The sequence below is a fragment of the Streptomyces sp. MMCC 100 genome, from assembly GCF_041538145.2.
GTDB lineage: Bacteria > Actinomycetota > Actinomycetes > Streptomycetales > Streptomycetaceae > Streptomyces.
The window spans coordinates 6,239,925-6,263,923 of the sequence record NZ_JBGORK020000001.1 but is presented as its reverse complement, the minus strand read 5'-3'; the positions used below and the strand labels follow the sequence as shown (position 1 = coordinate 6,263,923).

The 23,999-nt window shown below is 71.7% G+C and carries 20 protein-coding genes; 16 read left to right on the top strand and 4 right to left on the bottom strand.

The window, feature by feature from the left end:
• The first annotated feature begins 44 nt into the window (after window positions 1-44).
• The 7 genes from rsmD (at window position 45) to mutM (ending at window position 5,177) form a co-directional block, all read left to right on the top strand.
• Window positions 45-632 carry a 16S rRNA (guanine(966)-N(2))-methyltransferase RsmD gene (rsmD, locus tag ABS735_RS28855; protein WP_373904402.1) on the top strand — a complete coding sequence of 196 codons (588 nt, stop codon included), beginning with the start codon at window positions 45-47 and terminating at the stop codon, window positions 630-632.
• 26 nt (window positions 633-658) lie between these two features.
• Entirely contained in the window at window positions 659-1,138 is a 480-nt protein-coding gene (gene coaD, locus ABS735_RS28850; protein WP_042825260.1) for a pantetheine-phosphate adenylyltransferase, read from the top strand.
• Window positions 1,139-1,259: 121 nt separating this feature from the next.
• Window positions 1,260-2,375, top strand: a complete 1,116-nt coding sequence (locus ABS735_RS28845) for a cell division initiation protein (RefSeq protein WP_373904401.1) — start codon at window positions 1,260-1,262, stop codon at window positions 2,373-2,375.
• A 144-nt stretch (window positions 2,376-2,519) separates the two neighbouring features.
• Window positions 2,520-3,173 (top strand): YceD family protein, encoded by a 654-nt coding sequence (locus ABS735_RS28840; RefSeq protein WP_373904400.1) that lies wholly within the window; start codon window positions 2,520-2,522, stop codon window positions 3,171-3,173.
• A 2-nt stretch (window positions 3,174-3,175) separates the two neighbouring features.
• Window positions 3,176-3,349, top strand: coding sequence for a 50S ribosomal protein L32 (rpmF, locus tag ABS735_RS28835; RefSeq protein WP_006139588.1), 174 nt, complete (start codon window positions 3,176-3,178; stop codon window positions 3,347-3,349).
• A 7-nt stretch (window positions 3,350-3,356) separates the two neighbouring features.
• The gene (gene rnc / locus ABS735_RS28830; protein WP_373904399.1) at window positions 3,357-4,187 is read left to right on the top strand and encodes a ribonuclease III; all 831 of its coding nucleotides are present in this window, start codon (window positions 3,357-3,359) and stop codon (window positions 4,185-4,187) included.
• Between the two features lie 129 nt (window positions 4,188-4,316).
• Entirely contained in the window at window positions 4,317-5,177 is an 861-nt protein-coding gene (gene mutM, locus ABS735_RS28825) for a bifunctional DNA-formamidopyrimidine glycosylase/DNA-(apurinic or apyrimidinic site) lyase (RefSeq protein WP_373904398.1), read from the top strand.
• Here the strand turns inward: mutM and ABS735_RS28820 are convergent.
• Complete coding sequence (locus ABS735_RS28820; protein WP_373904397.1) at window positions 5,167-5,571, bottom strand: winged helix-turn-helix transcriptional regulator; 405 nt, start codon at window positions 5,569-5,571, stop codon at window positions 5,167-5,169. The two genes, mutM and ABS735_RS28820, sit on opposite strands and share 11 nt — an antisense overlap.
• 83 nt (window positions 5,572-5,654) lie before the next feature.
• Entirely contained in the window at window positions 5,655-6,863 is a 1,209-nt protein-coding gene (locus tag ABS735_RS28815; protein ID WP_373904396.1) for a CAP domain-containing protein, read from the bottom strand.
• A 183-nt stretch (window positions 6,864-7,046) separates the two neighbouring features.
• Between ABS735_RS28815 and ABS735_RS28810 the strand changes: the two genes are divergently transcribed.
• The 4 genes from ABS735_RS28810 (at window position 7,047) to ABS735_RS28795 (ending at window position 13,391) form a co-directional block, all read left to right on the top strand.
• Entirely contained in the window at window positions 7,047-7,328 is a 282-nt protein-coding gene (locus ABS735_RS28810; RefSeq protein WP_373904395.1) for an acylphosphatase, read from the top strand.
• A gap of 378 nt (window positions 7,329-7,706) precedes the next feature.
• Window positions 7,707-7,919: a hypothetical protein gene (locus ABS735_RS28805; protein WP_003973418.1), complete on the top strand. Its 213-nt coding sequence runs from the start codon at window positions 7,707-7,709 to the stop codon at window positions 7,917-7,919.
• Window positions 7,920-8,166: 247 nt separating this feature from the next.
• The gene (gene smc / locus ABS735_RS28800; RefSeq protein ID WP_373904394.1) at window positions 8,167-11,769 is read left to right on the top strand and encodes a chromosome segregation protein SMC; all 3,603 of its coding nucleotides are present in this window, start codon (window positions 8,167-8,169) and stop codon (window positions 11,767-11,769) included.
• Between the two features lie 203 nt (window positions 11,770-11,972).
• Window positions 11,973-13,391 (top strand): sugar porter family MFS transporter, encoded by a 1,419-nt coding sequence (locus tag ABS735_RS28795; protein ID WP_373904393.1) that lies wholly within the window; start codon window positions 11,973-11,975, stop codon window positions 13,389-13,391.
• A 299-nt stretch (window positions 13,392-13,690) separates the two neighbouring features.
• Here ABS735_RS28795 and ABS735_RS28790 read toward each other — a convergent pair whose 3' ends face one another.
• The gene (locus ABS735_RS28790) at window positions 13,691-15,142 is read right to left on the bottom strand and encodes a cytosine permease (protein WP_373904392.1); all 1,452 of its coding nucleotides are present in this window, start codon (window positions 15,140-15,142) and stop codon (window positions 13,691-13,693) included.
• Between the two features lie 183 nt (window positions 15,143-15,325).
• Between ABS735_RS28790 and ftsY the strand changes: the two genes are divergently transcribed.
• Window positions 15,326-16,534: a signal recognition particle-docking protein FtsY gene (gene ftsY, locus ABS735_RS28785; protein ID WP_373904391.1), complete on the top strand. Its 1,209-nt coding sequence runs from the start codon at window positions 15,326-15,328 to the stop codon at window positions 16,532-16,534.
• A gap of 170 nt (window positions 16,535-16,704) precedes the next feature.
• Here the strand turns inward: ftsY and ABS735_RS28780 are convergent, their stop codons facing one another.
• Entirely contained in the window at window positions 16,705-17,376 is a 672-nt protein-coding gene (locus tag ABS735_RS28780) for a bifunctional DNA primase/polymerase (RefSeq protein WP_373904390.1), read from the bottom strand.
• 445 nt (window positions 17,377-17,821) lie between these two features.
• Here ABS735_RS28780 and nsdA point away from each other — a divergent pair, with 445 nt between their 5' ends.
• The 4 genes from nsdA (at window position 17,822) to ABS735_RS28760 (ending at window position 23,919) form a co-directional block, all read left to right on the top strand.
• Window positions 17,822-19,321 (top strand): transcriptional repressor NsdA, encoded by a 1,500-nt coding sequence (nsdA, locus tag ABS735_RS28775; protein WP_373904389.1) that lies wholly within the window; start codon window positions 17,822-17,824, stop codon window positions 19,319-19,321.
• A gap of 391 nt (window positions 19,322-19,712) precedes the next feature.
• The gene (locus ABS735_RS28770) at window positions 19,713-21,059 is read left to right on the top strand and encodes an ammonium transporter (RefSeq protein ID WP_373904388.1); all 1,347 of its coding nucleotides are present in this window, start codon (window positions 19,713-19,715) and stop codon (window positions 21,057-21,059) included.
• Window positions 21,056-21,394, top strand: coding sequence for a P-II family nitrogen regulator (locus tag ABS735_RS28765; protein ID WP_030402312.1), 339 nt, complete (start codon window positions 21,056-21,058; stop codon window positions 21,392-21,394). The genes ABS735_RS28770 and ABS735_RS28765 overlap by 4 nt, the downstream gene beginning before the upstream one ends.
• Window positions 21,395-21,420: 26 nt before the next feature.
• Window positions 21,421-23,919: a [protein-PII] uridylyltransferase gene (locus tag ABS735_RS28760; RefSeq protein ID WP_373904387.1), complete on the top strand. Its 2,499-nt coding sequence runs from the start codon at window positions 21,421-21,423 to the stop codon at window positions 23,917-23,919.
• Window positions 23,920-23,999: the final 80 nt, after the last annotated feature.

The following is a 23,999-nucleotide window of genomic DNA, read 5'->3' as shown; positions in this document are numbered from 1 at the left end:
CGGACACCGTCCGTCCACCCGAGCACACCGACAAGGACCCAGAAATGACCCGCGTGATCGCCGGCAGAGCCGGCGGACGTCGCCTGGCCGTCCCGCCGGGAACCGGTACCCGCCCCACCTCCGACCGCGCGCGCGAGGGCCTGTTCTCCACCTGGCAGTCCCTGCTCGGCGGCCCACTGGACGGCGAGCGGGTCCTCGACCTGTACGCGGGTTCCGGCGCCGTCGGCCTGGAGGCGCTGTCCCGCGGCGCGGGGCACGTCCTGCTCGTCGAGGCCGACGCCCGCGCCGCCCGCACGGTCCGGGAGAACGTCAAGTCCCTCGGCCTGCCCGGCGCCGAAGTCAGGGCGGGCAAAGCGGAACAGATCATCCGCACCCCGGCCCCGGCGGAGCCGTACGACGTCGTCTTCCTGGACCCGCCGTACGCCGTCTCCGACGACGATCTTCGGGAGATCCTGCTCACACTCCGTACGGAGGGGTGGCTCGGGACGGAAGCGCTCGTCACCGTGGAGCGCAGCACCAGAGGCGGCGAATTCCGCTGGCCGGACGGCTTCGAAGCGATCCGGGCCCGTCGCTACGGCGAGGGAACGTTTTGGTACGGTCGCGCCGCCTCTACGTGCGAAGACGCACGATGACCGGACCGGAGAGCGAGGGAACACAAGTGCGCCGTGCCGTCTGTCCCGGGTCATTCGACCCGATCCACAACGGACACCTCGACATCATCGCCCGTGCCTCCAGCCTCTACGACGAGGTCTACGTCGCGGTGATGATCAACCGGTCCAAGAAGAGCCTGTTCGAGATCGAGGAGCGGATCGACCTCATCCGCCGGGTCACCGCCGAGTACGGCAACGTCCGCGTGGAGTCCTTCCACGGTCTGCTCGTGGACTTCTGCAAGCAGCGCGAGATCCCGGCCATCGTCAAGGGCCTGCGCGCGGTCAGCGACTTCGACTACGAGCTGCAGATGGCCCAGATGAACAACGGCCTCTCGGGGGTGGAGACCCTCTTCGTCCCCACCAACCCCACCTACAGCTTCATGTCGTCCTCCCTGGTCAAGGAGGTCGCGACCTGGGGCGGCGACATCTCCCACCTGGTGCCGCCGCTGGTCCTCGAGGCCCTCACTGAGCGCCTGAGCAACCGCTGACCGTCCCGTCGCACAGCCCACGGAGACTGACGATCCGTCACCCGGTGTCCCCGGGACGCCCCGGGGTCGTACAGTCGTCCCGTCCGTCTCCATCACAGCTGTAGAGAGTGGCGAGCACACGGTGGACGTGCAGAACAAGCTCGACGAGATCACCGCGATGGTCTCCGGCGCCCGCGCCATGCCCATGTCGGCCTCGTGCGTGGTCAACCGCGCGGAACTGCTCTCGATGCTGGAAGAGCTGCGCGCGGAGCTGCCCGGTTCCCTCGCCCAGGCCCAGGAGCTGATCGGCGACCGCGAGCAGATGGTCGCGCAGGCGCGCCAGGAGGCCGACCGGATCATCGAGAGCGCGCACGCCGAGCGCGGCTCCCTGATCGCCGACACCGAGGTCGCCCGGCGCTCCCAGGCCGAGGCCGACCGGATCCTCGCCGAGGCCCGCCAGGAGGCCGAGGAGGTCCGCGCCGAGGCCGACGACTACGTCGACTCCAAGCTCGCCAACTTCGAGGTCGTCCTCACCAAGACCCTCGGTTCCGTCGGCCGGGGCCGCGAGAAGCTCCTCGGCACCGGACCCGGCCTCGACGAGAACGGCTACGAGGACGAGGACGCCCCCGAGCGCAGCCACGACCCCGAGACCCTGCGCCGCGACGCCGACGCCTATGTCGACACCAAGCTCGGCGCCTTCGAGGCCGTGCTGGCCAAGACCCTGGACGCGGTCGGCCGGGGCCGCCAGAAGCTGCACGGCCGGATCGCCACCGACGACCTCGGCGCCCTCGCGGACGACATGACCACCGTCCAGCACTCCAGCGACGCCGACTATCTCGCCGACCTCGCGGGCCTCTCCGACGTCCCCGCCCCCGCCGGGCAGCCCATGCAGCCCCAGTACGGCGAGCAGCAGCCCGCGGCGGCCCAGGTGCCGGCCCAGGCCCTGCCGGAGATGCCCCAGCAGGAGCCGGCGTACGGCTACGCGCAGCAGCAGCCCGATCCGTACGCGGCCTACCAGCAGACCTACGACGGCGGGCAGGACCCGTACGGCTACCAGCAGCAGGGTGCCGACCCGTACGCCTACCAGTACGACGGCGGTCAGCAGGCGTACGACGCACAGCAGGGCTACGCCCAGCCCCCGCAACCGCAGCAGCCCCCGCACGCCCAGCCGCAGGCGCTCGACGAGACCAGCCTCTTCGACACCAGCATGATCAGTGCCGAGCAGCTGAGGGCGTACGAACAGGGCCGCGGCCTCTAGGGGCGAGGGGGCGCTCCGGCCCGGATTGGGACGAGAGCGAATGGTCCAGTATCCTGGCTCTTCGGTCGCGCGTACGTCCGCGATCGCCGCTGCCCGGGAACACCGAAGGGCGGCACCCTCAACCCACGAAGACCGAAAGCAGGAATGGTTCTGAACGCGCGCCTCGACCACCGCGACCCCCTCGTGTTCGACACACACGAGCTGGGACGGCGGCCCGGTGCGCTCCAGCGCCTGACCCGCACGGTCGACGCTCCCAGGGACTTCGGTCTCCAGGGAGTCATCGGAGTGCCGGAAGGCGCCCCGGTGGAGCTCGATCTCCGGCTCGAGTCGGTCATGGAAGGGGTGCTCGTCACAGGCACCGCCCGTGCCAGGGCCGAGGGGGAGTGCGTAAGGTGTCTGGAGCCGCTCGAGCAGCAGCTCGAAGCGGACTTCCAGGAGCTGTTCTCGTACCCTGACGCCGACGACCGTGGCCGCCCCGTGGCGGAACCGGGCGACGACGCCGAGGACGACGAGGACAGGTTCTTCGTCGAGGACGGACTGATCGGCCTCGAACCCGTGCTGCGCGACGCGGTGGTGCTCGCACTGCCGATGCAGCCGGTGTGCCAGGAAGACTGCCAGGGTCTGTGCTCCGAGTGCGGAGTGCGCCTGTCGGACGACCCGGACCACCACCACGACGCCGTCGACATTCGTTGGGCGGCATTGCAGGGACTCGCCGGTTCACTCGGAGACGGCGAGAAGGACGAGATGAGCGGCGACGGGTCGGATTCCGCGGACGCCGCCGAGAAGCAGGAGAAGTAGCCGTGGCTGTTCCGAAGCGGAAGATGTCGCGCAGCAACACGCGCCACCGCCGGTCGCAGTGGAAGGCTGCGGTCCCCACCCTGGTTGCGTGCGAGCGCTGCCACGAGCCCAAGCTGCAGCACATCGCGTGCCCGGCTTGCGGCACTTACAACAAGCGCCAGGTCCTCGAGGTCTGAGCGGCTGGTGAGAGGCACTGTGTCAGTCCCCAAGAAGGCGGAAGACGCCAAGGCGGACCCACCCGCCAAGAAGAAGGCGGACACCCAGGCCTCGTCCCACACGCTTCTGGAAGGGCGGCTCGGCTATCAGCTCGAGTCCGCCCTTCTGGTGCGTGCACTGACCCACCGTTCCTACGCGTACGAGAACGGCGGTCTGCCGACGAACGAGCGGCTGGAGTTCCTCGGGGACTCCGTGCTCGGTCTCGTCGTCACGGACACGCTGTACCGCACCCACCCCGACCTGCCCGAAGGCCAGCTGGCCAAGTTGCGGGCCGCGGTGGTCAACTCGCGTGCGCTGGCTCAGGTGGGCCGCGGGCTCGAACTCGGCTCCTTCATCCGGCTCGGCCGCGGTGAAGAGGGCACGGGCGGCCGGGACAAGGCGTCCATCCTCGCCGACACCCTCGAAGCGGTGATCGGCGCGGTCTATCTCGACCAGGGCCTCGACGCGGCCTCCGAACTGGTGCACCGCCTGTTCGACCCGCTGATCGAGAAGTCCTCGAACCTCGGTGCCGGCCTGGACTGGAAGACCAGCCTCCAGGAACTCACCGCGACCGAAGGGCTCGGCGTCCCCGAGTACCTGGTCACGGAGACCGGTCCCGACCACGAGAAGACCTTCACTGCTGCTGCCCGCGTCGGAGGCGTCTCGTACGGCACCGGCACCGGCCGCAGCAAGAAGGAGGCGGAGCAGCAGGCGGCGGAATCCGCGTGGCGGTCCATCCGGGCCGCGGCGGACGAGCGCGCCAAGGAGACGGCGAACGCCGTCGACGTGGACGCCGACGAGGCGTCCGCCTCCGCCTGATCCGTCCACCGCACGGTCCGAACGCCCGCCCCGCTTCCGGGGCGGGCGTTCGGCTCGTCGGCCCTCCGCAAGCCCAGTCCGCAAGCCCAGTCCACCGCCCCCGTCCACCGGCCCACCCGAGGGGAAGCCATGCCAGAGTTGCCCGAGGTAGAGGTCGTACGGCGCGGCCTGGAGCGCTGGGTCGCCCACCGGACCGTCGCCGACGCCGAGGTGCTGCACCCGCGTGCGGTACGCCGGCACATCGCCGGGCCCGACGACTTCGCCCACCGCCTCAAGGGCCACCGCATCGGCACACCCAGCCGCCGCGGCAAATACCTGTGGCTGCCCCTGGAGGACACCGACCAGGCGGTCCTCGCCCACCTCGGCATGAGCGGCCAGCTCCTGGTCCAGCCGCACGAGACACCCGCCGAGAAGCACCTGCGCATCCGCGTCCGCTTCACCGACGCCCTCGGCACCGAACTCCGCTTCGTCGACCAGCGCACCTTCGGCGGCCTCTCCCTGCACGAGACCACCCCCGACGGACTGCCCGACGTCATCGCGCACATCGCCCGCGACCCGCTGGACCCCCTCTTCGACGACGAGGCGTTCCACCAGGCGCTGCGCCGCAAGCGCACCACGATCAAACGGGCCCTGCTCGACCAGTCCCTGATCAGCGGCGTCGGCAACATCTACGCGGACGAGGCCCTGTGGCGCGCCCGCCTGCACTACGAACGCCCCACGGCGACCCTCACCCGCCCCCGCACCGCCGAACTCCTCGGCCACGTCCGGGACGTGATGAACGCCGCCCTCGCCGTCGGCGGCACCAGCTTCGACAGCCTGTACGTCAACGTCAACGGCGAGTCCGGCTACTTCGACCGCTCGCTCGACGCGTACGGCCGCGAGGGCCTGCCGTGCCGCCGCTGCGCCACACCGATGCGCCGCCGGCCGTGGATGAACCGCTCCAGCTACTACTGCCCGAAGTGCCAGCGGCCTGCGAGGGTCACTCCGTAGGCATCCGCTGCGCGTCGTACCTCTCGCGCGATGCCAGCACCTCGTCCATCCGCCCTTCGACGCACTCGATGAGCGCGAGCAGCCGCTGGGCCACCTCGCGCCCCAGCGGCGTGAGCTCGTAATCCACACGGGGCGGGTTGGTGGGCTGTGCCTCGCGGTGCACCAGCCCGTCGCGCTCCAGCGCGTGCAGGGTCTGGGCCAGCATCTTCTCGCTGACGCCGTCCACGCGGCGCCGCAGCTCGTTGAACCTGAAGGAACCCTCGTACAGCGCGCCGAGCGTCAGCGCGCCCCAGCGACCCGTGGCGTGCTCCAGGGTGCCGCGCGAGGGACAGGCCCGGGAGAACACGTCGTACGGCAGGTCCTGCTCCGCCGTGCGCTCCTGCGTGGTCGACATACGCCCAGCGTACGTGAGCACAGCGCTGCGCCGCAGGGTGCGCTGAGCGGGAGGCGGCGCCGGGTCTGTGCCGCCCGGGGCGGTCAGTAGCCGAAGTCCTGTGTCCACCAGGGGCCGCCGGAGCCGAAGTGGACTCCGACTCCCAGCGTCTTGAAGTCGCAGTTCAGGATGTTGGCCCGGTGGCCGGGGCTGTCCATCCAGGCGTCCATCACGGCCTGGGCGTCGGCCTGGCCGCGGGCTATGTTCTCGCCCCCGAGTCCGCTTATGCCCGCTGCCGCCGCCCGGTCCCAGGGGGTCGCGCCGCTGGGGTCGGTGTGGTCGAAGAAGCCCTGGGTGGCCATGGCCTCGCTGAAGTCCTCGGCCAGTTCGCGCAGGGCGCTGTTCGCCGCCACCGGGCTGCAGCCCACCTTGGCCCGTTCGTCGTTGACCAGCTTGAGCACCTGCGCCTGGGCGACGGCTTCCTCCGAGACGGCGGCGGGCGCGCTGGGCTCGGCCGGCTCCTTGGTGGCCGGGCGGGAGGGCGCGGGCTTCGGCCCGGCGCTCGGAGTCGTCTTCGGCTTCTTGGTCTTCGACGGGGTCCCGGCCGGGGCGGCGGGCTTCGAGGCCGGTGCCGAGGTGGAGGGGGAGGCCGAGGACGGCGAGGCGGACGGGGAGTCCTTGGCGGACTCCTCCTTCGACGGGGACGGGGACGGGGACGGGGACTGGGCAGGGGAGGCGGAGCGGTCGGTGCCGCGGCTGGTGGCGGCGTCGTCGCCGCGCCCGGTGTCGGCGCTGCCCGAGGTGCCGCCCTGCTGGGACGGGCTGTTCGTCGGGGCGTCCTGGGCCTGCACCCGGTCGCCCCCGCTGCTGCTGTCGCCGCCGATCCGGTAGTTGTCGAGGCCGGGCACCGCGCCCGTGGCCACGACCACCGTGCCGATGGCGACCGCGGCCGACACACCGAGCAGACCGGTGCGCACCGGAGTGGCCGCCTTCCTGCGACGGCGCCGGCGCCCTCCGCCGGGCTGCGAGCCGCCGTCGGGCGTGTATCCGCCGGCGGGGAAGGCGACGGTGCGGCCGGCCTGCGGGCTCTCGCCGTCCGGGCCGTCCGCGAACAGGTAGGCGTCGCTCTTGGCGCGGACCTCGGCGTACGCCTCGGGATTCAGATAGGGGGCGATCCCCATCGTGGGGGCCTCGCCCGCGTCCGGCGCCAGCGGGTCGCGGCCCCGTCCCGTCGTCGTACCGTCCGTCTCATGGCCCCCCGCGGCGCGGCCCGTGGCGGCGCGGCCGGCGGCGGAGCGTCGGTGGCGTCCCATGTCCTGGCCTTCCTCGTCCTCGTCCTCGCGCTGGGCGTGCCCTCGCGGTCGGCTGTGCTCACGATCAACATGAAACTCACACGATCGAGTGAGTTTCATGTGGGATTCATTGGGTGGGGACGGTACCGCATGGCGCCAGGGGGTGAAGTGTCCCGCGAGACATTGACTGGTTAGGTTGCAGTCATGAGCGAGGATGTACGGCTGGTCGCGTGGGTGCGCGGACAGGTCCAGGGCGTGGGTTTCCGCTGGTTCACGCGGGCCAGGGCGCTGGAACTCGGCGGGATGAGTGGTTTTGCTCTCAATTTGGGCGACGGTCGCGTCCAGGTCGTCGCGGAGGGCCCGCGCGAGCGCTGCGAGAGGCTGCTCGACTGGCTGCGCGGCGACGACACGCCCGGACGCGTGGACGGAGTCACCGAGATCTGGGACACACCCCGCGGGGGCTACGACGGCTTCGCCATCCGCTGACAGTCGGCCGCGCGAGGGGCCGCGGGCGCCGGAAGCGGCCCTCCCGCAGGGGTGGCCAGGGCGAAAACGGGCAGATGGTTGCCAAGGACGGCCGCTCGTGGGAGGCTCCGCACGCAGAATGATCGCCACGCCCCGAGGGGCCCGCAGGAGTCGCAGCGTCGCCGTTTCCCGGCCGCATGCCCCCGGGCGCCCGCCAATACGGGGCGTGATCGTGTTGACCGTCAAACTTTTTGGTGAGACGCTGAAAGCCCCGCGCACCTTAGCTGTTTGGCATGGTTGAACGGCAGCAAAAACTCCAAAGTGCCAAGCACCGCGGGTGCGATTCCCTCACGACCCACACCGCTTCGGTCGGTCACTCATTGTGGAGGACCATCCATCATGGCAAAGGCGCTTCTCGGTTACGTCGGCGGCTCCGACCCTCGACTCCTCGCCGAGATGCGACGGCTCCAGCAGCGCGTCCAGGACCTGGAATCCGAGCTCGGACGGATCCAGGCGGAGAACGACGCGCTGGCGGCTGCCGCTTCTCACGACAGGATCATGGAGAGCATGGAGAGCGTTGACGCACACCAGGCGGAGCCTGCGCTCACCTGATCACTGCATCGCTCCACTACGGCACAGCAGTGGTTGGGCCCGCCCGTACAACCGCTCAGGTGTCAGAGTCTGCAAGGGACGCTTCGGCGTCCCTTCTTTCTTTCCCGCCCCCGTCTCGGCCGGTCCCTGCCCCGCGCAACCTTTCACCCTCTTCAACGTCTGATGTGCCCTGCATGTTCACCGGTGAAACCGCGGCGGTTCACCGGTTCATGGAGTGAGACACACCCGAAAGGTAGAGTCCGACGGCGTGCACCTGAAGGCCCTGACCCTCCGCGGATTCAAGTCGTTCGCCTCGGCGACCACGCTCCGGTTCGAGCCGGGCATCACCTGTGTCGTCGGCCCGAACGGCTCGGGCAAGTCCAACGTCGTCGACGCGCTCAGCTGGGTCATGGGCGAACAGGGCGCCAAGTCGCTGCGCGGCGGCAAGATGGAGGACGTCATCTTCGCCGGCACCACCGGGCGCCCGCCGCTCGGCCGGGCCGAGGTGTCGCTGACCATCGACAACTCCGACGGGGCCCTGCCCATCGAGTACGCCGAGGTCACCATCACGCGGATCATGTTCCGCAACGGCGGCAGCGAGTACCAGATCAACGGCGACACCTGCCGCCTCCTCGACATCCAGGAGCTGCTCTCCGACTCCGGCATCGGCCGCGAGATGCACGTCATCGTCGGCCAGGGCCAGCTCGACTCCGTCCTGCACGCCGACCCGACGGGGCGCCGGGCCTTCATCGAGGAGGCCGCCGGCGTCCTCAAGCACCGCAAGCGCAAGGAGAAGGCGCTCCGGAAGCTGGACGCGATGCAGGCCAACCTCGCGCGCGTGCAGGACCTCACCGACGAGCTGCGGCGCCAGCTCAAGCCCCTCGGCCGGCAGGCCGCCGTCGCCCGCAGGGCCGCCGTCATCCAGGCCGACCTCCGGGACGCCCGGCTCCGGCTCCTCGCCGACGACCTCGTACGGATGCGCGAGGCGCTCCAGGCCGAGATCGCCGACGAGGCCGCGCTCAAGGAACGCAAGGAGGCCGCCGAACAGGAGCTGGGCCGGGCGCTGCGCCGCGAGGCGGACCTGGAGGACGAGGTGCGCCGGCTCACCCCACGCCTCCAGCGCGCCCAGCAGACCTGGTACGAGCTCTCCCAGCTCGCCGAACGCGTGCGCGGCACGATCTCGCTCGCCGACGCGCGCGTGAAGAGCGCCACCTCCGCGCCGCCCGAGGAGCGCCGGGGCCGCGATCCCGAGGAACTGGAGCGCGAGGCCGCCCGCGTCCGGGAGCAGGAGGCCGAACTCGAAGCGGCCCTGGAAGCGGCCGAACACGCCCTGGAGGACACGGTCGCCCACCGCGCCGACCTCGAACGCGAACTGGCCGTGGAGGAGCGCCGCCTCAAGGACGCCGCCCGCGCCATCGCCGACCGCCGCGAGGGGCTCGCCCGGCTCAGCGGGCAGGTCGGCGCCGCCCGTTCCCGGGCCGCCTCCGCCCAGGCCGAGATCGAGCGGCTGGCCGAAGCCCGCGACGAGTCGCGGGAGCGGGCCGCCGCCGCCCAGGAGGAGTACGAAACCCTCCAGGCCGAGGTCGACGGACTCGACGCCGACGACCAGGAACTCGCCGAGCGGCACGAGGCGGCCAAGCGGCAGCTGACCGAGGCGGAGGCCGCACTGAGCGCCGCCCGCGAGGCAGCCACCGCCGCGGAACGCGAGCGCGCCGCCACGCAGGCCCGGCACGAGGCACTCGCGCTGGGCCTGCGCCGCAAGGACGGCACGGGCGCGCTGCTGGCCGCCAAGGACCGGCTCACCGGACTGCTCGGCCCGGCCGCCGGGCTCCTCACCGTGACGCCCGGCCACGAGGTGGCCCTCGCCACCGCCTTCGGCGCCGCCGCCGACGCCCTCGCGGTGACCTCCCCCGCGGCCGCCGCCGACGCCATCCGCCTGCTGCGCAAGCAGGACGCGGGCCGCGCCGCCCTGCTGCTCGCCGGCGCCCCCGACGACGTACCGTACGGGCCGCGCGACGACGTACCGCGCGGGCCGCGCGACGACGGACCGCACGGGCCGCGCGACGACGGACCGCCGTACGCCGCCGACCTGGTCCACGGGCCCGCCGACCTGATGCCCGCCGTGCGGCGGCTGCTGCGGGGGATCGTCGTCGTCGCCACCCTGGAGGACGCCGAAGACCTCGTCTACGCCCGGCCCGGGCTGACCGCCGTCACCGCCGAGGGTGACCTGCTGGGCGCGCACTTCGCGCAGGGCGGGTCGGCCGGTGCGCCCAGCCTCCTGGAGGTGCAGGCGTCCGTGGACCAGGCCGCCGCCGAGCTGGAAGAGCTGGGCGTGCGGTGCGAGGAGCTGGCGGAGGGGCAGGACGCGGCCGTCGCACGGCGCCGGGAGTGCGCCGCGCTCGTCGAGGAGCTGGGGGAGCGGCGCCGGGCCGCCGACCGGGAGAAGTCGTCCGTCGCCCAGCAGCTGGGCCGGCTCGCGGGCCAGGCGCGTGGCGCAGCCGGAGAGGCGGAACGGTCCGCCGCCGCTGCCGCCCGGGCGCAGGAGGCGCTGGACAAGGCGCTCATGGAGGTCGAGGAGCTCGCGGAGCGGCTCGCGGTGGCCGAGGAGATGCCGGTGGAGGAGGAGCCCGACACCGCCGCCCGTGACCGGCTCGCCGCCGACGGTGCCAACGCCCGTCAGACCGAGATGGAGGCCCGTCTCCAGGTCCGTACGCACGAGGAACGGGTCAAGGGACTCGCCGGGCGGGCCGATTCCCTCGACCGGGCCGCCCGCGCCGAACGCGAGGCACGCGCGCGTGCCGAGCAGCGGCGGGCCAGGCTGCGGCACGAGGCGGCCGTCGCCGAGGCGGTCGCCACCGGCGCCCGGCAGCTGCTCGCCCACGTCGAGGTCTCGCTGACCCGCGCCGACGAGGAGCGCACCCTCGCCGAGGCCGCCAAGGCCCGGCGCGAGCAGGAACTGACCGCCGCGCGCACCGCAGGGCGCGACCTCAAGGCGGAGCTGGACAAGTTGACGGATTCAGTTCACCGGGGCGAGGTACTCGGCGCCGAGAAGCGGCTGCGCATCGAGCAGCTGGAGACCAAGGCGCTGGAGGAACTCGGTGTGGAACCGGCGGGACTCGCGGCCGAGTACGGCCCCCATCAAGAGGTGCCGCCCTCGCCCGCCGCCGAGGGCGAGGAGCTCCCGGAAGACCCGGAGCATCCGCGCAACCGCCCGCGGCCGTTCGTCCGCTCCGAGCAGGAGAAGCGGTTGAAGGCCGCCGAGCGCGCCTACCAGCAGCTCGGCAAGGTCAACCCGCTGGCGCTGGAGGAGTTCGCGGCGCTGGAGGAGCGGCACCAGTTCCTCAGCGAGCAGCTGGAGGACCTGAAGAAGACCCGCGCCGACCTGCTCCAGGTCGTCAAGGAGGTCGACGAGCGCGTCGAGCAGGTCTTCACCGAGGCCTTCCGGGACACCGCCCGGGAGTTCGAGGGCGTCTTCGGCCGGCTCTTCCCGGGTGGCGACGGGCGGCTGATCCTGACCGACCCCGACAACATGCTCACCACGGGCGTGGACGTCGAGGCCCGGCCACCGGGCAAGAAGGTCAAGCGGCTGTCGCTGCTCTCCGGCGGGGAGCGCTCGCTGACCGCGGTGGCGATGCTGGTGTCGATCTTCAAGGCCCGACCGAGCCCGTTCTACGTGATGGACGAGGTCGAGGCGGCGCTCGACGACACCAACCTGCAGCGGCTGATCCGGATCATGCAGGAGCTGCAGGAGGCCTCGCAGCTGATCGTCATCACGCACCAGAAGCGCACGATGGAGGTCGCCGACGCGCTCTACGGCGTGTCCATGCAGGGTGACGGTGTGTCGAAGGTCATCAGCCAACGGCTGCGCTAGTTTCGACAGTTTCGACCGTAGCTAACTTCAACTCTTGAACGAGTATCCCGGCTCCACATCCACAAACTCACATCTCTCGCCCTATTGACTTCGAAACTTGAAGGCATAGTCTCTGCAACGTTGCTTTTACCTTCAGGTCCCTTCAGTGGCACCTCGAAGGGCGAACCGCCCCGGCAGCGTTGCCGGTAGCCCGAGGAGTACACGTGGCCAGCACATCGCAGGCACCCAGTCCAGGAGCCAGGACGGCTCACCCCGATCATCTCGGGCACGTCATCTTCATCGCGGCGGCGGCCGCGATGGGCGGTTTCCTGTTCGGCTACGACAGTTCCGTGATCAACGGCGCCGTCGAGGCCATCCGGGACCGCTACGACGTCGGCTCCGCGCTGCTGGCCCAGGTCATCGCCGTCGCACTGATCGGCTGCGCCATCGGCGCCGCGACCGCCGGCCGCATCGCCGACCGCATCGGCCGCATCCGCTGCATGCAGATCGCGGCGGTCCTCTTCACCGTCAGCGCCATCGGTTCCGCACTGCCCTTCGCCCTGTGGGACCTCGCCATGTGGCGCATCATCGGTGGCTTCGCCATCGGCATGGCCTCGGTGATCGGCCCCGCCTACATCGCCGAGGTCTCCCCGCCCGCCTACCGCGGCCGGCTCGGCTCCTTCCAGCAGGCCGCGATCGTCGTCGGCATCGCCGTGTCGCAGCTGGTCAACTGGGGTCTGCTGAACGCCGCCGGCGGTGACCAGCGCGGTGAGCTGATGGGCCTGGAGGCCTGGCAGGTCATGCTCGGCGTCATGGTGGTCCCGGCCCTCCTCTACGGCCTGCTGTCCTTCGCCATCCCCGAGTCCCCCCGCTTCCTGATCTCCGTCGGCAAGCGCGAGCGCGCCAAGCAGATCCTCGCGGAGGTCGAGGGCAAGGACGTGGACTTCGACGCCCGCGTCACCGAGATCGAGCACGCCATGCACAGCGAGGAGAAGTCCTCCTTCAAGGACCTCCTGGGCGGTAGCTTCTTCTTCAAGCCGATCGTCTGGATCGGTATCGGCCTGTCGGTCTTCCAGCAGTTCGTCGGCATCAACGTCGCGTTCTACTACTCCTCGACGCTGTGGCAGTCGGTCGGCGTCGACCCGACGGACTCCTTCTTCTACTCGTTCACGACGTCGATCATCAACATCGTCGGCACCGTGATCGCGATGATCTTCGTGGACCGCATCGGCCGCAAGCCGCTCGCCCTGATCGGCTCCGTCGGCATGGTGATCGGCCTGGCGCTGGAGGCGTGGGCCTTCTCCTTCGACCTGGTCGACGGCAAGCTCCCGGCCACCCAGGGCTGGGTCGCCCTGATCGCCGCCCACGTCTTCGTCCTCTTCTTCGCCCTCTCGTGGGGTGTGGTCGTCTGGGTCTTCCTCGGCGAGATGTTCCCCAACCGCATCCGTGCCGCCGCCCTGGGCGTGGCCGCCTCCGCGCAGTGGATCGCCAACTGGGCCATCACCGCGAGCTTCCCGTCGCTGGCCGACTGGAACCTCTCCGGCACCTACGTGATCTACACGATCTTCGCCGCCCTCTCCATCCCCTTCGTGCTCAAGTTCGTGAAGGAGACGAAGGGCAAGGCCCTGGAGGAGATGGGCTGACCTGCCCGCCCCGCCCCGAACCCGGGGAGGAGGGCCAAGTCCCCGCTGCCCCTCTCCCCGTACCGTCCGCCGCCCCGCCCGGTCACCCTCCGGGCGGGGCGGCGGTGTGCCGGGGCCCGTTCACCGGACTCATGGGCGCGGACGAACACCGCGCGGCCGAGCGGGCAACAGGGCTTCGCCGCGGTCGGGAGGAGGACAGTCGGGAGGAGGACAGGGGCGGGGACAGGGACAGGGACAGGGAAAGACACGACGCCCCCACTCCCATGGCGCTCGGGAGCGGGGGCGTCGTTCGGCGTACGTCAGACGGTCACGGCCTCGGGCTGCCCGGCCCGCTCCGCACATGCCGCCGGAACGACCAGCGCCGGCTTCGGCAGCACCGCGTACAGCAGAGCGGAGATCACGACCGTGGCCACCCAGCCCAGCCCGTACTCGCCGACGAAGTTGTTCGTGGCGAGGGGGCCGGTGAACCAGTCGGACGTGGTGAACATCAGACCGGCGGCCAGACCCACCGCCCAGGCGACGACGGCGGCGGGGGAGAAGCCGCCGCGGTACCAGTAGGCGCTGGTGCGGCCGGTGTCGGCCAGGGCCGCGCCGTCGTACTCCCTGCCGCGCAGCATGTCCGCGCCGAACACGCCGACCCAGGCGGAGAAGGCGACCGCGAGCAGCGACAGGAAGGCGATGAAGGAGCCCATGAAGCTGGTCGCCACCAGCATCAGCACGCCGCCGAAGACCAGCGAGATCACGGCGTTGACCGAGACCGCCCAGTGCCGCGGGACCTTGAAGCCGAGGGTCTGCGCGGTGAAGCCGGCCGAGTACATCGACATCGAGTTGATCAGCAGCATGCCGATCAGCGCGATGAGCAGGTACGGCACCGCGATCCAGGTGGGCAGGATCTCGCCGAGGAAGGAGACCGGGTCGGCGGCCGAGGCCAGGTCCGGCGTGGAGACGGCCATGATCATGCCCATCAGGACCATGGGCAGTACGACGATGCCGGCGCCGCCGACCGTGACACCCACGATCCCCTTCGAGGAGGCCGTACGCGGCAGGTACCGGGTGAAGTCGGGAGCGGACGGGATCCAGCTGACGCCGCCGGCCGCGATCAGACCCACGCCCGTGATCACCGCGGCCACCGAACCGGCGGGCCGGTCGAAGACCGCGGACCAGTCCGTGTCGACGATCAGGTAGCCCAGGACCAGCACCGAGAAGGCGCCGAAGAGGTACGTCGCGTACTTGTTGCACTTCTGCACGGCGTTGATGCCCAGCCCGGAGATCGCGAACGTCGCCACGACGAAGGCGAGCAGCGTCACCATGTCCAGCACGCTGTTCGCGCGTATGCCGAACACGATGTCCAGCACGGTGAGCACGGCATAGGCGCCGGTCACCGCGTTGATCGTCTCCCAGCCCCAGCGGGCGACCCAGATGAGCGAGCCGGGCAGCAGATTGCCCCGCTGTCCGAACACGGCACGGGACAACGCCATGCCGGGCGCACCGCCCCGCTTGCCGGCGATCCCGATCAGACCGACCAGGCCGTACGACACGACGGGTGCCGCGGCCGCGACGACCAGGGCCTGCCAGAAGTTGAGGCCGTACGCCACGACGAGGCTCGCGCCCATCGTGAGCAGCAGCACGCTGATGTTGGCGCCGACCCAGGTCGGGAACAGCTCGCGGGTCCGGGCGGTGCGCTCGTGGTCGGGCACCTGCTCGATGCCGCGGGTTTCCAGGGCGCCTTCGTTCTCGGCGGTCTTGCTCATGTGGGGGTCCGTGCCTCGATCGTGGGGAAGAGGGGGCGGTCGGGACTCTACGCGCGTTGACGCGTCCTCCTCCATCGTACTTTGCTCCGACTCACTCCTTCCAGGGGCCTTTGTCCTTCGGACGAAACCACAGGGAGCCGACAGCGAGGACCCGTGCCGGAGGTCACGCATACTGGACCCGTTATGGAAATCGTCATCCTTGCTGTAGTCATCGCCGTGGTCGTGATCGGCGCGCTCGGCGGGCTGGTGGTCGGCAGCCGCCGCAAGAAGCAGCTGCCTCCCCCGCCCCCCGCCACGCCCGACATCACCGCCCCTCCGGCCGAGCCGCACGTCGGCGACGAGGCCGAGACGCCGCGCGACGAAACGCGCCGGACGATAGAGGAGGTCGACCTCCCGGACGGCGGCACCGCCACCGTCGAGGAGCCGCCCGTCGTCGAAGAGCTCGAGATCCCGCAGATCGAGGTTCCCGAGCCCACCGCCGGCCGACTGGTCCGGCTCCGTGCCCGCCTCTCCCGCTCGCAGAACGCCCTCGGCAAGGGCCTGCTGACCCTGCTGTCCCGGGAGCACCTCGACGAGGACACCTGGGAGGAGATCGAGGACACGCTGCTCACCGCCGACGTCGGCGTGCAGCCCACCCAGGAGCTGGTCGAGCGCCTGCGCGAACGGGTGAAGGTGCTAGGCACCCGCACCCCCGAAGAGCTGCGCGGCCTGCTGCGCGAGGAGCTGATCAACCTCGTCGGCCCCGACATGGACCGCGAGGTCAAGACCGAGCCCGCCACCGGCAAGCCCGGCATCGTGATGGTCGTCGGTGTCAACGGCACCGGCAAGACCACCACCACCGGCAAGCTCGCCCGAGTCCTGGTGGCCGACGGCCGCAGCGTCGTCCTCGGTGCCGCAGACACCTTCCGTGCCGCCGCCGCCGACCAGCTGCAGACCTGGGGCGAGCGGGTCGGCGCCCACACCGTGCGCGGGCCGGAGGCCGGCGACCCGGCCTCCGTGGCCTTCGACGCGGTCAAGGAGGGCAAGGAGATGGGCTCGGACGTCGTGCTCATCGACACCGCAGGCCGCCTGCACACCAAGACCGGCCTCATGGACGAGCTGGGCAAGGTCAAGCGCGTCGTGGAGAAGCACGCGCCGCTGGACGAGGTGCTGCTCGTGCTCGACGCCACCACCGGTCAGAACGGTCTGATCCAGGCCCGGGTCTTCGCCGAGGTCGTGGACATCACCGGCATCGTGCTCACCAAGCTGGACGGCACGGCCAAGGGCGGCATCGTGGTCGCCGTGCAGCGCGAACTGGGTGTGCCGGTCAAGCTGATCGGTCTCGGCGAGGGCGCGGACGACCTGGCGCCGTTCGAGCCCGCGGCCTTCGTGGATGCCCTCATCGGCGAGTGACCCGCCGAGGCGTGACGAACGAAAGCGCCCGCTCCCCGAAACCGGTCGGGGGACGGGCGCTTCGTCGTGCGGCGCGGCCCGGGAACCGCGCCGAGACGGCCCGAGAAACCGCGCCGAGACGGCCCGAGAAACCGCGCCGAGACGGTCCGGGAGCGCCGCCGGTGCGGCGCCTAGGCCCGGGACCGGTGGGCCACGTACGCGAGCGTCCCCAGGAGCAGCCGGGCCGCCGGTGGCTTCGTGGCCGAGTCGAGGGCCGGGGGCCGCAGCCAGCGCACCGGACCCCGGCCGCCACGGTCGGAGGGCGGGGCCGTGATGTACGTACCCGGACCGAGGCCGCGCAGGTCGAGGGCGGACGGGTCGTCCCAGCCCATGCGGTACAGCAGCCGGGGCAGCTCGGCGGCGGCGCCCGGCGCGACGAAGAAGTGGGCGCGGCCCTGCGGCGTCGCCGCGACCGGGCCGAGCGGCAGGCCCATGCGCTCAAGCCGGGCCAGCGCCCGCAGGCCGGCGGGCTCGGCCACCTCGATCACGTCGAAGGTCCGCCCGACCGCCAGCATCACCGCGGCGCCGGGAAACCGCCCCCATGCCTCGCTCGCCTCGTCGAGCCTCGCCCCGGCGGGAACCTCGGGCGCGAAGTCCAGGGGATGCGCGCCCGGCGCCGGACAGTCGGGCAGGCCGCACGAGCAGGCGCCCGCGGCGGTCCGGGCGCCCGGGACCACGTCCCAGCCCCACAGCCCGGTGAACTCGGCCACGACGGTGCACTCCGAGGCGCGGCCGCGGCGGCGCGCGCCGGACCGGATCTCGCGCATGCCCCGACTGCTGCCGATGCCGATCGTGAAGCCCATGCCCCCTCCAACGGGTCCGACGCAGCGGCGGTTACGCAGCGGACGTGAAACGTGACTCTCTGCTTCCAACTCCCCAGTCCGACGCGGTTCAGACAGCGTCCGGAAGCACTCCGGGTGGTGTGTCCGGCCGCGCACGCCCCGGTGTGCACCGTTGCACCGGCTCCTGGTTGGCCTATGTCAAGTGAATCGCGTCCCGGCCACTGTGAGTTCATTCGAAGGGGTGGCGAATGGTGGCGATTCCGCAATCGCCATGGCTGAACGAGTGATCGCGGGACTACTTTGTGTGCATGGAGCCTTGGGGCACATGCACTTGTGGGTATGCCGGAGGCAACCCGGTCTTCCGTTTGAAGGGTGCCAACCACCGGACGAAGGGCCGCAATCATCGGCATTCTGATAGGGCTTGGCGCACTCGGCGACAGGTGGTCTCAGGGATGGGGGCGTTCCAGTGAGTGGCAACGGCGGAAGCGGTACGAGCGCGGGGAGCGCGTCGCACGCTGACAAGCGCCCGAACGAGCTGCTCACCTCCTGGTTCGCCCGCAGCGGTTGGTCCAAGGGCGAACTGGCCCGCCAGGTCAACCGCCGGGCCCGCCAGCTGGGCGCCAACCACATCTCCACCGACACCTCACGCGTGCGCCGCTGGCTCGACGGGGAGAACCCGCGCGAGCCGATCCCGCGGATCCTGTCCGAGCTGTTCTCCGAGCGTTTCGGCGTCGTCGTCTCCGTCGAGGACCTGGGCCTGCGTTCCACCCGCCCCACGCCCTCCGCGACCGGCGTCGACCTCCCCTGGACGGGCCCGCAGACCGTGGCCCTGCTCAGCGAGTTCTCGCGCAGCGACCTCATGCTGGCGCGGCGCGGCTTCCTCGGGAGCTCGCTGGCCCTCTCCGCGGGCCCGTCCCTCATCGAACCCATGCAGCGCTGGCTCGTCCCCACGCCCTCCGCCGGCCCGGTGGCCGAACGCGAGCCCGCCGCGCCCGCCTCCCGCGCGCGCGGCCGCCTGTCCAGGCCGGAGCTGGAACTGCTGGAGTCCACGGCCGTGATGTTCCGCCGCTGGGACGCCCAGTGCGGCGGCGGTCTGCGCCGCAAGGCCGTGGTCGGCCAGCTGCACGAGGTCACCGACCTGCTCCAGGAACCCCAGACGGAGACCACCCGCGCGAAGCTCTTCAAGGTCGCCGCCGAGCTGGCCGAGCTGGCCGGCTGGATGTCGTACGACGTGGGGCTCCAGCCAACCGCCCAGAAGTACTTCGTGCTCGCCCTGCACGCCGCCAAGGAGGCGGGGGACCGGCCGCTGGGCTCCTACATCCTCTCCAGCATGAGCCGCCAGATGATCCACCTCGGCCGGCCCGACGACGCCCTGGAGCTGATCCACCTCGCCCAGTACGGCAGCCGGGACTGCGCCAGTCCCCGCACCCAGTCGATGCTCTACGCGATGGAGGCCCGCGCCTACGCCAACATGGGGCAGCCCGGCCGCTGCAAGCGCGCGGTGCGCATGGCGGAGGACATCTTCGCCGAGGCCGACGAGTGGGACGAGCCGGACCCCGACTGGATCCGCTTCTTCTCCGAGGCCGAGTTGTACGGGGAGAACAGCCACTCCTTCCGCGACCTCGCCTACGTAGCCGGCCGCAGCCCCGCCTACGCCTCCCTCGCCGACCCCCTGATGCGCCGGGCCGTGGAGCTCTTCGCCAAGGACGAGGAACACCAGCGCTCCTACGCGCTCAACCTGATCGGCATGGCCACCGTGCACCTGCTGCGCCGCGAACCGGAGGAGAGCACCGTCCTGGCCGTCGAGGCCATGGGCATCGCCAAGAAGGTCCGCTCAGAACGCGTCAACACCCGCATCCGCAAGACCGTCGACACGGCCGTACGCGATTTCGGCGACCTCGGTGAGGTCGTCGACCTCACCCAACGGCTCGCGGTCGAGTTGCCGGAGACCGCCGAAGCGGTCTGAACCCCCACCAGCCCCGGCCGCGGCCGGCCCTCCCGAACTGCCCGACTCGGCTCCCCCATGCCAGGTCATTCGGAGGCCCGCCGCGGCCGGCCTTCCCTTTGCGCCTGAGCCGGCGCCGCTCTCGCGGAGGGGGTTGCCCGCCGTGGGGGTTGCTCAACTGATGGTTGCGGTGGTCGGCGGGAAGGTCGCGTCACGATAGCGGTGACGCGGCCCGCGTACCGGCCGTTCACCCACGCGTAACACGCACCGCGCCTTCGTCACGGCGGCGAAACAACGAGGGGCTTCCACCGAAACCGCGCTGCGCCAATCTCATGGCGCATAACCGGCCCACCCCTCACTGCCCGCCCAGGCTTCGCCCGCACGGGGCCGTACCAACGACGAGGAGACGCCGATGGCTCCAGCCATCACGCTCGCCGCAGAGACGGAGCTCTCTGCCGCCAACACAGGCTTCATGCTCATCTGCTCCGCCCTGGTGATGCTCATGACGCCGGCTCTGGCCTTCTTCTACGGAGGCATGGTGCGCGTCAAAAGCACCCTGAACATGCTGATGATGAGCTTCATCAGCCTCGGCATCGTCACCGTCCTGTGGGTGCTGTACGGCTTCTCCATGGCGTTCGGCACCGACTCCGGCAGCGTCGTCGGCTGGAACTCCGACTGGGTCGGACTCAGCAACATCGGCCTGACCGAGCTGTGGGACGGCTACACCATCCCCGTCTTCGTGTTCCTGGTCTTCCAGCTGATGTTCGCCGTCCTCACCCCCGCCCTGATCAGCGGCGCCCTCGCGGACCGGGTGAAGTTCACGGCGTGGGCGCTGTTCATCGCCCTGTGGGTCACCGTCGTCTACTTCCCCGTCGCCCACTGGGTCTGGGGCGCCGGCGGCTGGGCCTTCGAACTGGGTGTGATCGACTTCGCCGGCGGCACGGCCGTGCACATCAACGCCGGTGCCGCGGCGCTCGGCGTGATCCTCGTCATCGGCAAGCGGGTCGGCTTCAAGAAGGACCCGATGCGCCCGCACAGCCTGCCGCTGGTCATGCTCGGCGCGGGCCTGCTGTGGTTCGGCTGGTTCGGCTTCAACGCCGGCTCGTGGCTCGGCAACGACGACGGCGTCGGCGCGCTGATGTTCGTCAACACCCAGGTCGCCACCGGCGCCGCCGTCCTCGGCTGGCTCGCCTACGAGAGGATCCGCCACGGCGCCTTCACCACCCTGGGCGCGGCCTCCGGCGCGGTCTCCGGCCTGGTCGCCATCACCCCGGCCGGCGGCGCCGTCTCGCCGCTCGGGGCGATCGCCGTCGGGCTGATCGCAGGCGTGGTGTGCGCCATGGCCGTCGGCCTGAAGTACCGGTTCGGCTACGACGACTCCCTCGACGTGGTCGGCGTCCACCTGGTCGGCGGCATCCTCGGCTCGCTGCTCATCGGCTTCTTCGCCAGCGGCAAGGGCCAGTCCGACGTCGAGGGCCTCTTCTACGGCGGCGGCCTCGACCAGTTCTGGAAGCAGTGCGCGGGCGTCTTCGGCGTCCTCGCCTACTCCCTGGTCGTCTCCGCGGTCCTCGCCTTCCTGCTGGACAAGACGATCGGCATGCGGGTATCGGAGGACGTCGAGGTGGCCGGCATCGACCAGGCCGAGCACGCCGAGACCGCGTACGACTTCAGCGGCGCCGGCGGCGGTGCCGCCCGGACGACCGCCACGCCGGCCGCCTCCACGGCCGCGTCGGCCCCGAGCAAGAAGGTGGACGCATGAAGCTCATCACCGCCGTCGTCAAGCCGCACCGGCTCGACGAGATCAAGGAGGCCCTCCAGGCCTTCGGGGTCCACGGCCTGACCGTCACCGAGGCCAGCGGCTACGGCCGCCAGCGCGGACACACCGAGGTCTACCGGGGTGCCGAGTACACCGTCGACCTGGTGCCCAAGATCCGTATCGAGGTCCTGGCCGAGGACGACGACGCCGAGCAGCTGATCGACGTCGTGGTCAAGGCGGCCCGCACCGGCAAGATCGGCGACGGCAAGGTCTGGGCGGTCCCGGTCGACACGGCCGTACGGGTCAGGACCGGCGAGCGCGGACCCGACGCGCTCTGACACGAACAACGAACAGGAGTCGCCGGGTGACGAGTACGGACGTGACGCGAGAAACAGAGGACTCGGGACCCGGCGGCTACGCGGCGGCCCGGCTGCGCCTCCTCACCGAGGGGGCGCGGTCCGGGCCGCCGCGCCGCAGGACGCTGGCCGAACTGACGGACGACTGGCTGGCCGGACTCTTCGGCGCGGGCACCGAAGGACACGCGGCGGGGGTGGCGCTCGTCGCGGTCGGCGGCTACGGACGCGGCGAACTGTCCCCGCGCAGCGACCTCGACCTGCTCCTCCTGCACGACGGCCGTGACGACAAGGCCGTCGCCGCACTCGCCGACCGCCTCTGGTACCCGGTCTGGGACCTCGGCCTCGACCTCGACCACTCCGTACGCACCCCGCAACAGGCCCGGAAGACCGCGGGCGAGGATCTGAAAGTCCAACTCGGTCTCCTGGACGCCCGCCACCTCGCCGGAGACCTCGGCCTGACCGCCTCCCTGCGCACCGCCGTCCTCGCCGACTGGCGCAACCAGGCCCCCAGACGCCTGCCCGAACTCCGGGACCTGTGCGCCGAGCGCGCCGAACGCCAGGGCGAGCTGCGGTTCCTGCTGGAACCCGACCTCAAGGAGGCCCGCGGCGGCCTGCGCGACGCCACCGCCCTGCGCGCCGTCGCCGCCTCCTGGCTCGCCGACGCACCGCGCGAAGGACTCGCCGACGCCCGGCGCCGGCTGCTCGACGTACGCGACGCCCTCCACCTGGCCACGGGCCGGGCCACCGACCGACTGGCGCTGCAGGAACAGGACCAGGTGGCGACCGCGCTGGGCCTGCTGGACGCCGACGTCCTGCTGCGGCAGGTGTACGAGGCGGCCCGCGTCATCTCCTACGCGGGCGACGTCACCTGGCGCGAAGTGGGGCGCGTACTGCGCGCGCGCTCCGTACGTCCGCGGCTGCGCGCCCTGATGAACGGCGGGAGACCGGCCGCCGAACGCTCCCCGCTCGCCGAGGGCGTCGTGGAGCAGGACGGCGAGGTGGTGCTCGCCCGCACCGCGCGCCCCGAACGCGATCCCGTACTCCCGCTGCGTGCCGCGGCCGCCGCCGCGCAGGCCGGGCTCCCGCTCTCCCTGCACGTCGTACGGCGCCTGGCGGCCACCGCGCGCCCCCTGCCCACGCCCTGGCCCGCCGAGGCCCGTGAGCAGTTGGTGACGCTGCTCGGTTCGGGCCGGCCCACGGTGCAGGTCTGGGAGGCGCTGGAGGCCGAGGGCCTGATCACCCGGCTGCTGCCCGACTGGGAGCGGGTCCGCTGCCGCCCGCAGCGCAACGCCGTGCACCTGTGGACCGTCGACCGGCACCTGATCGAGACCGCAGTCCGCGCCGCCGGGTTCACCCGCCGGGTGCACCGCCCCGACCTGCTGCTGGTCGCCGCGCTGCTGCACGACATCGGCAAGGGCTGGCCCGGCGACCACTCCGTGGCCGGCGAGACCATCGCCCGGGACGTCGCCGCCCGTATCGGCTTCGACCGCGCCGACGCGGCCGTCCTGGCCACCCTCGTACGCCACCACCTGCTGCTCGTGGAGACCGCCACCAGGCGCGACCTCGACGACCCGGCCACCGTGCGCGCGGTCGCGGACGCGGTCGGTACGGAGCACACGCTGGAGCTGCTGCACGCCCTGACCGAGGCGGACGCGCTGGCCACCGGGCCGGCCGCCTGGTCGTCCTGGCGCGCCTCCCTCGTCGCCGACCTGGTCAAGCGGGTGGCCGGGGCGCTGGCCGGGGACCCGCCGCCCGAACCCACGGCCGCCGCTCCCACCGCGGAGCAGGAACGGCTCGCGGTCGAGGCCTTCCGCACGGGGAGTCCGGTACTGGCGCTGCGGGCGCAGACCGAGCCGCCGGCCGATCCGGCGGATCCCTCCGGGCGCGCGTCCGGCGATCCCGGGCCGGTCGATCCGGCGGCCGGTACCGTCCCCGAGCCGCTCGGCGTGGAGCTGCTGATCGCGGTACCCGACCAGGCGGGGGTGCTCCCCGCGGTGGCCGGGGTCCTGGCCATGCACCGCCTGACCGTCCGCACCGCCGAACTGCGGTCCCTTGCGCTGCCGGACGGTGTCGACGGCTCCGTCCTGCTCCTCGACTGGCGGGTCGCCGCCCAGTACGGCTCCCTGCCCCAGGCCGCCCGGCTCCGTGCCGACCTGGTCCGGGCCCTGGACGGCACCCTGGACATCGCCGGACGCCTCGCCGAACGGGACGCCGCCCACCCCCGGCGCCGGGGCGTGGAGCCGCCCCCGCCCCGCGTGACCGTCGCCCCGGCCGCTTCCCGGCTGGCCACGGTGATCGAGGTCCGCGCCCAGGACGCACCCGGGCTGCTCTTCCGCATCGGGCGGGCGCTGGAGGGGGCGGGGGTGCGGGTGCGGAGCGCGCACGTGTCGACGCTGGGGGCGAACGCGGTGGACGCGTTCTACGTCACGCGGGGCGGGGGCGCTCCGCTGCCGGGGGAGGAGGCGGCGTCCGTGGCCCGGGAGCTGGAGGAGTCGCTGCGGGCGTGACCACGGGGCCGGGTCCCTGTCCGCTCTCTGCGGCGGGCAGGGACGATTTGCTTGCCGGGCCGGATACCCTGGAGGGCGAC

Excerpts from the sequence above, each read along its gene's own strand:
- ABS735_RS28820 (WP_373904397.1), bottom strand. The coding sequence starts at position 5,571 with ATGTCGACCACGCAGGAGCGCACGGCGGAGCAGGACCTGCCGTACGAC.
- ftsY (WP_373904391.1), top strand. The coding sequence starts at position 15,326 with ATGGAAATCGTCATCCTTGCTGTAGTCATCGCCGTGGTCGTGATCGGC.
- rsmD (WP_373904402.1), top strand. The coding sequence starts at position 45 with ATGACCCGCGTGATCGCCGGCAGAGCCGGCGGACGTCGCCTGGCCGTC.
- ABS735_RS28765 (WP_030402312.1), top strand. The coding sequence starts at position 21,056 with ATGAAGCTCATCACCGCCGTCGTCAAGCCGCACCGGCTCGACGAGATC.
- ABS735_RS28780 (WP_373904390.1), bottom strand. The coding sequence starts at position 17,376 with ATGGGCTTCACGATCGGCATCGGCAGCAGTCGGGGCATGCGCGAGATC.
- ABS735_RS28770 (WP_373904388.1), top strand. The coding sequence starts at position 19,713 with ATGGCTCCAGCCATCACGCTCGCCGCAGAGACGGAGCTCTCTGCCGCC.
- ABS735_RS28815 (WP_373904396.1), bottom strand. The coding sequence starts at position 6,863 with ATGGGACGCCACCGACGCTCCGCCGCCGGCCGCGCCGCCACGGGCCGC.
- ABS735_RS28790 (WP_373904392.1), bottom strand. The coding sequence starts at position 15,142 with ATGAGCAAGACCGCCGAGAACGAAGGCGCCCTGGAAACCCGCGGCATC.
- mutM (WP_373904398.1), top strand. The coding sequence starts at position 4,317 with ATGCCAGAGTTGCCCGAGGTAGAGGTCGTACGGCGCGGCCTGGAGCGC.
- ABS735_RS28810 (WP_373904395.1), top strand. The coding sequence starts at position 7,047 with ATGAGCGAGGATGTACGGCTGGTCGCGTGGGTGCGCGGACAGGTCCAG.
- ABS735_RS28805 (WP_003973418.1), top strand. The coding sequence starts at position 7,707 with ATGGCAAAGGCGCTTCTCGGTTACGTCGGCGGCTCCGACCCTCGACTC.
- ABS735_RS28840 (WP_373904400.1), top strand. The coding sequence starts at position 2,520 with ATGGTTCTGAACGCGCGCCTCGACCACCGCGACCCCCTCGTGTTCGAC.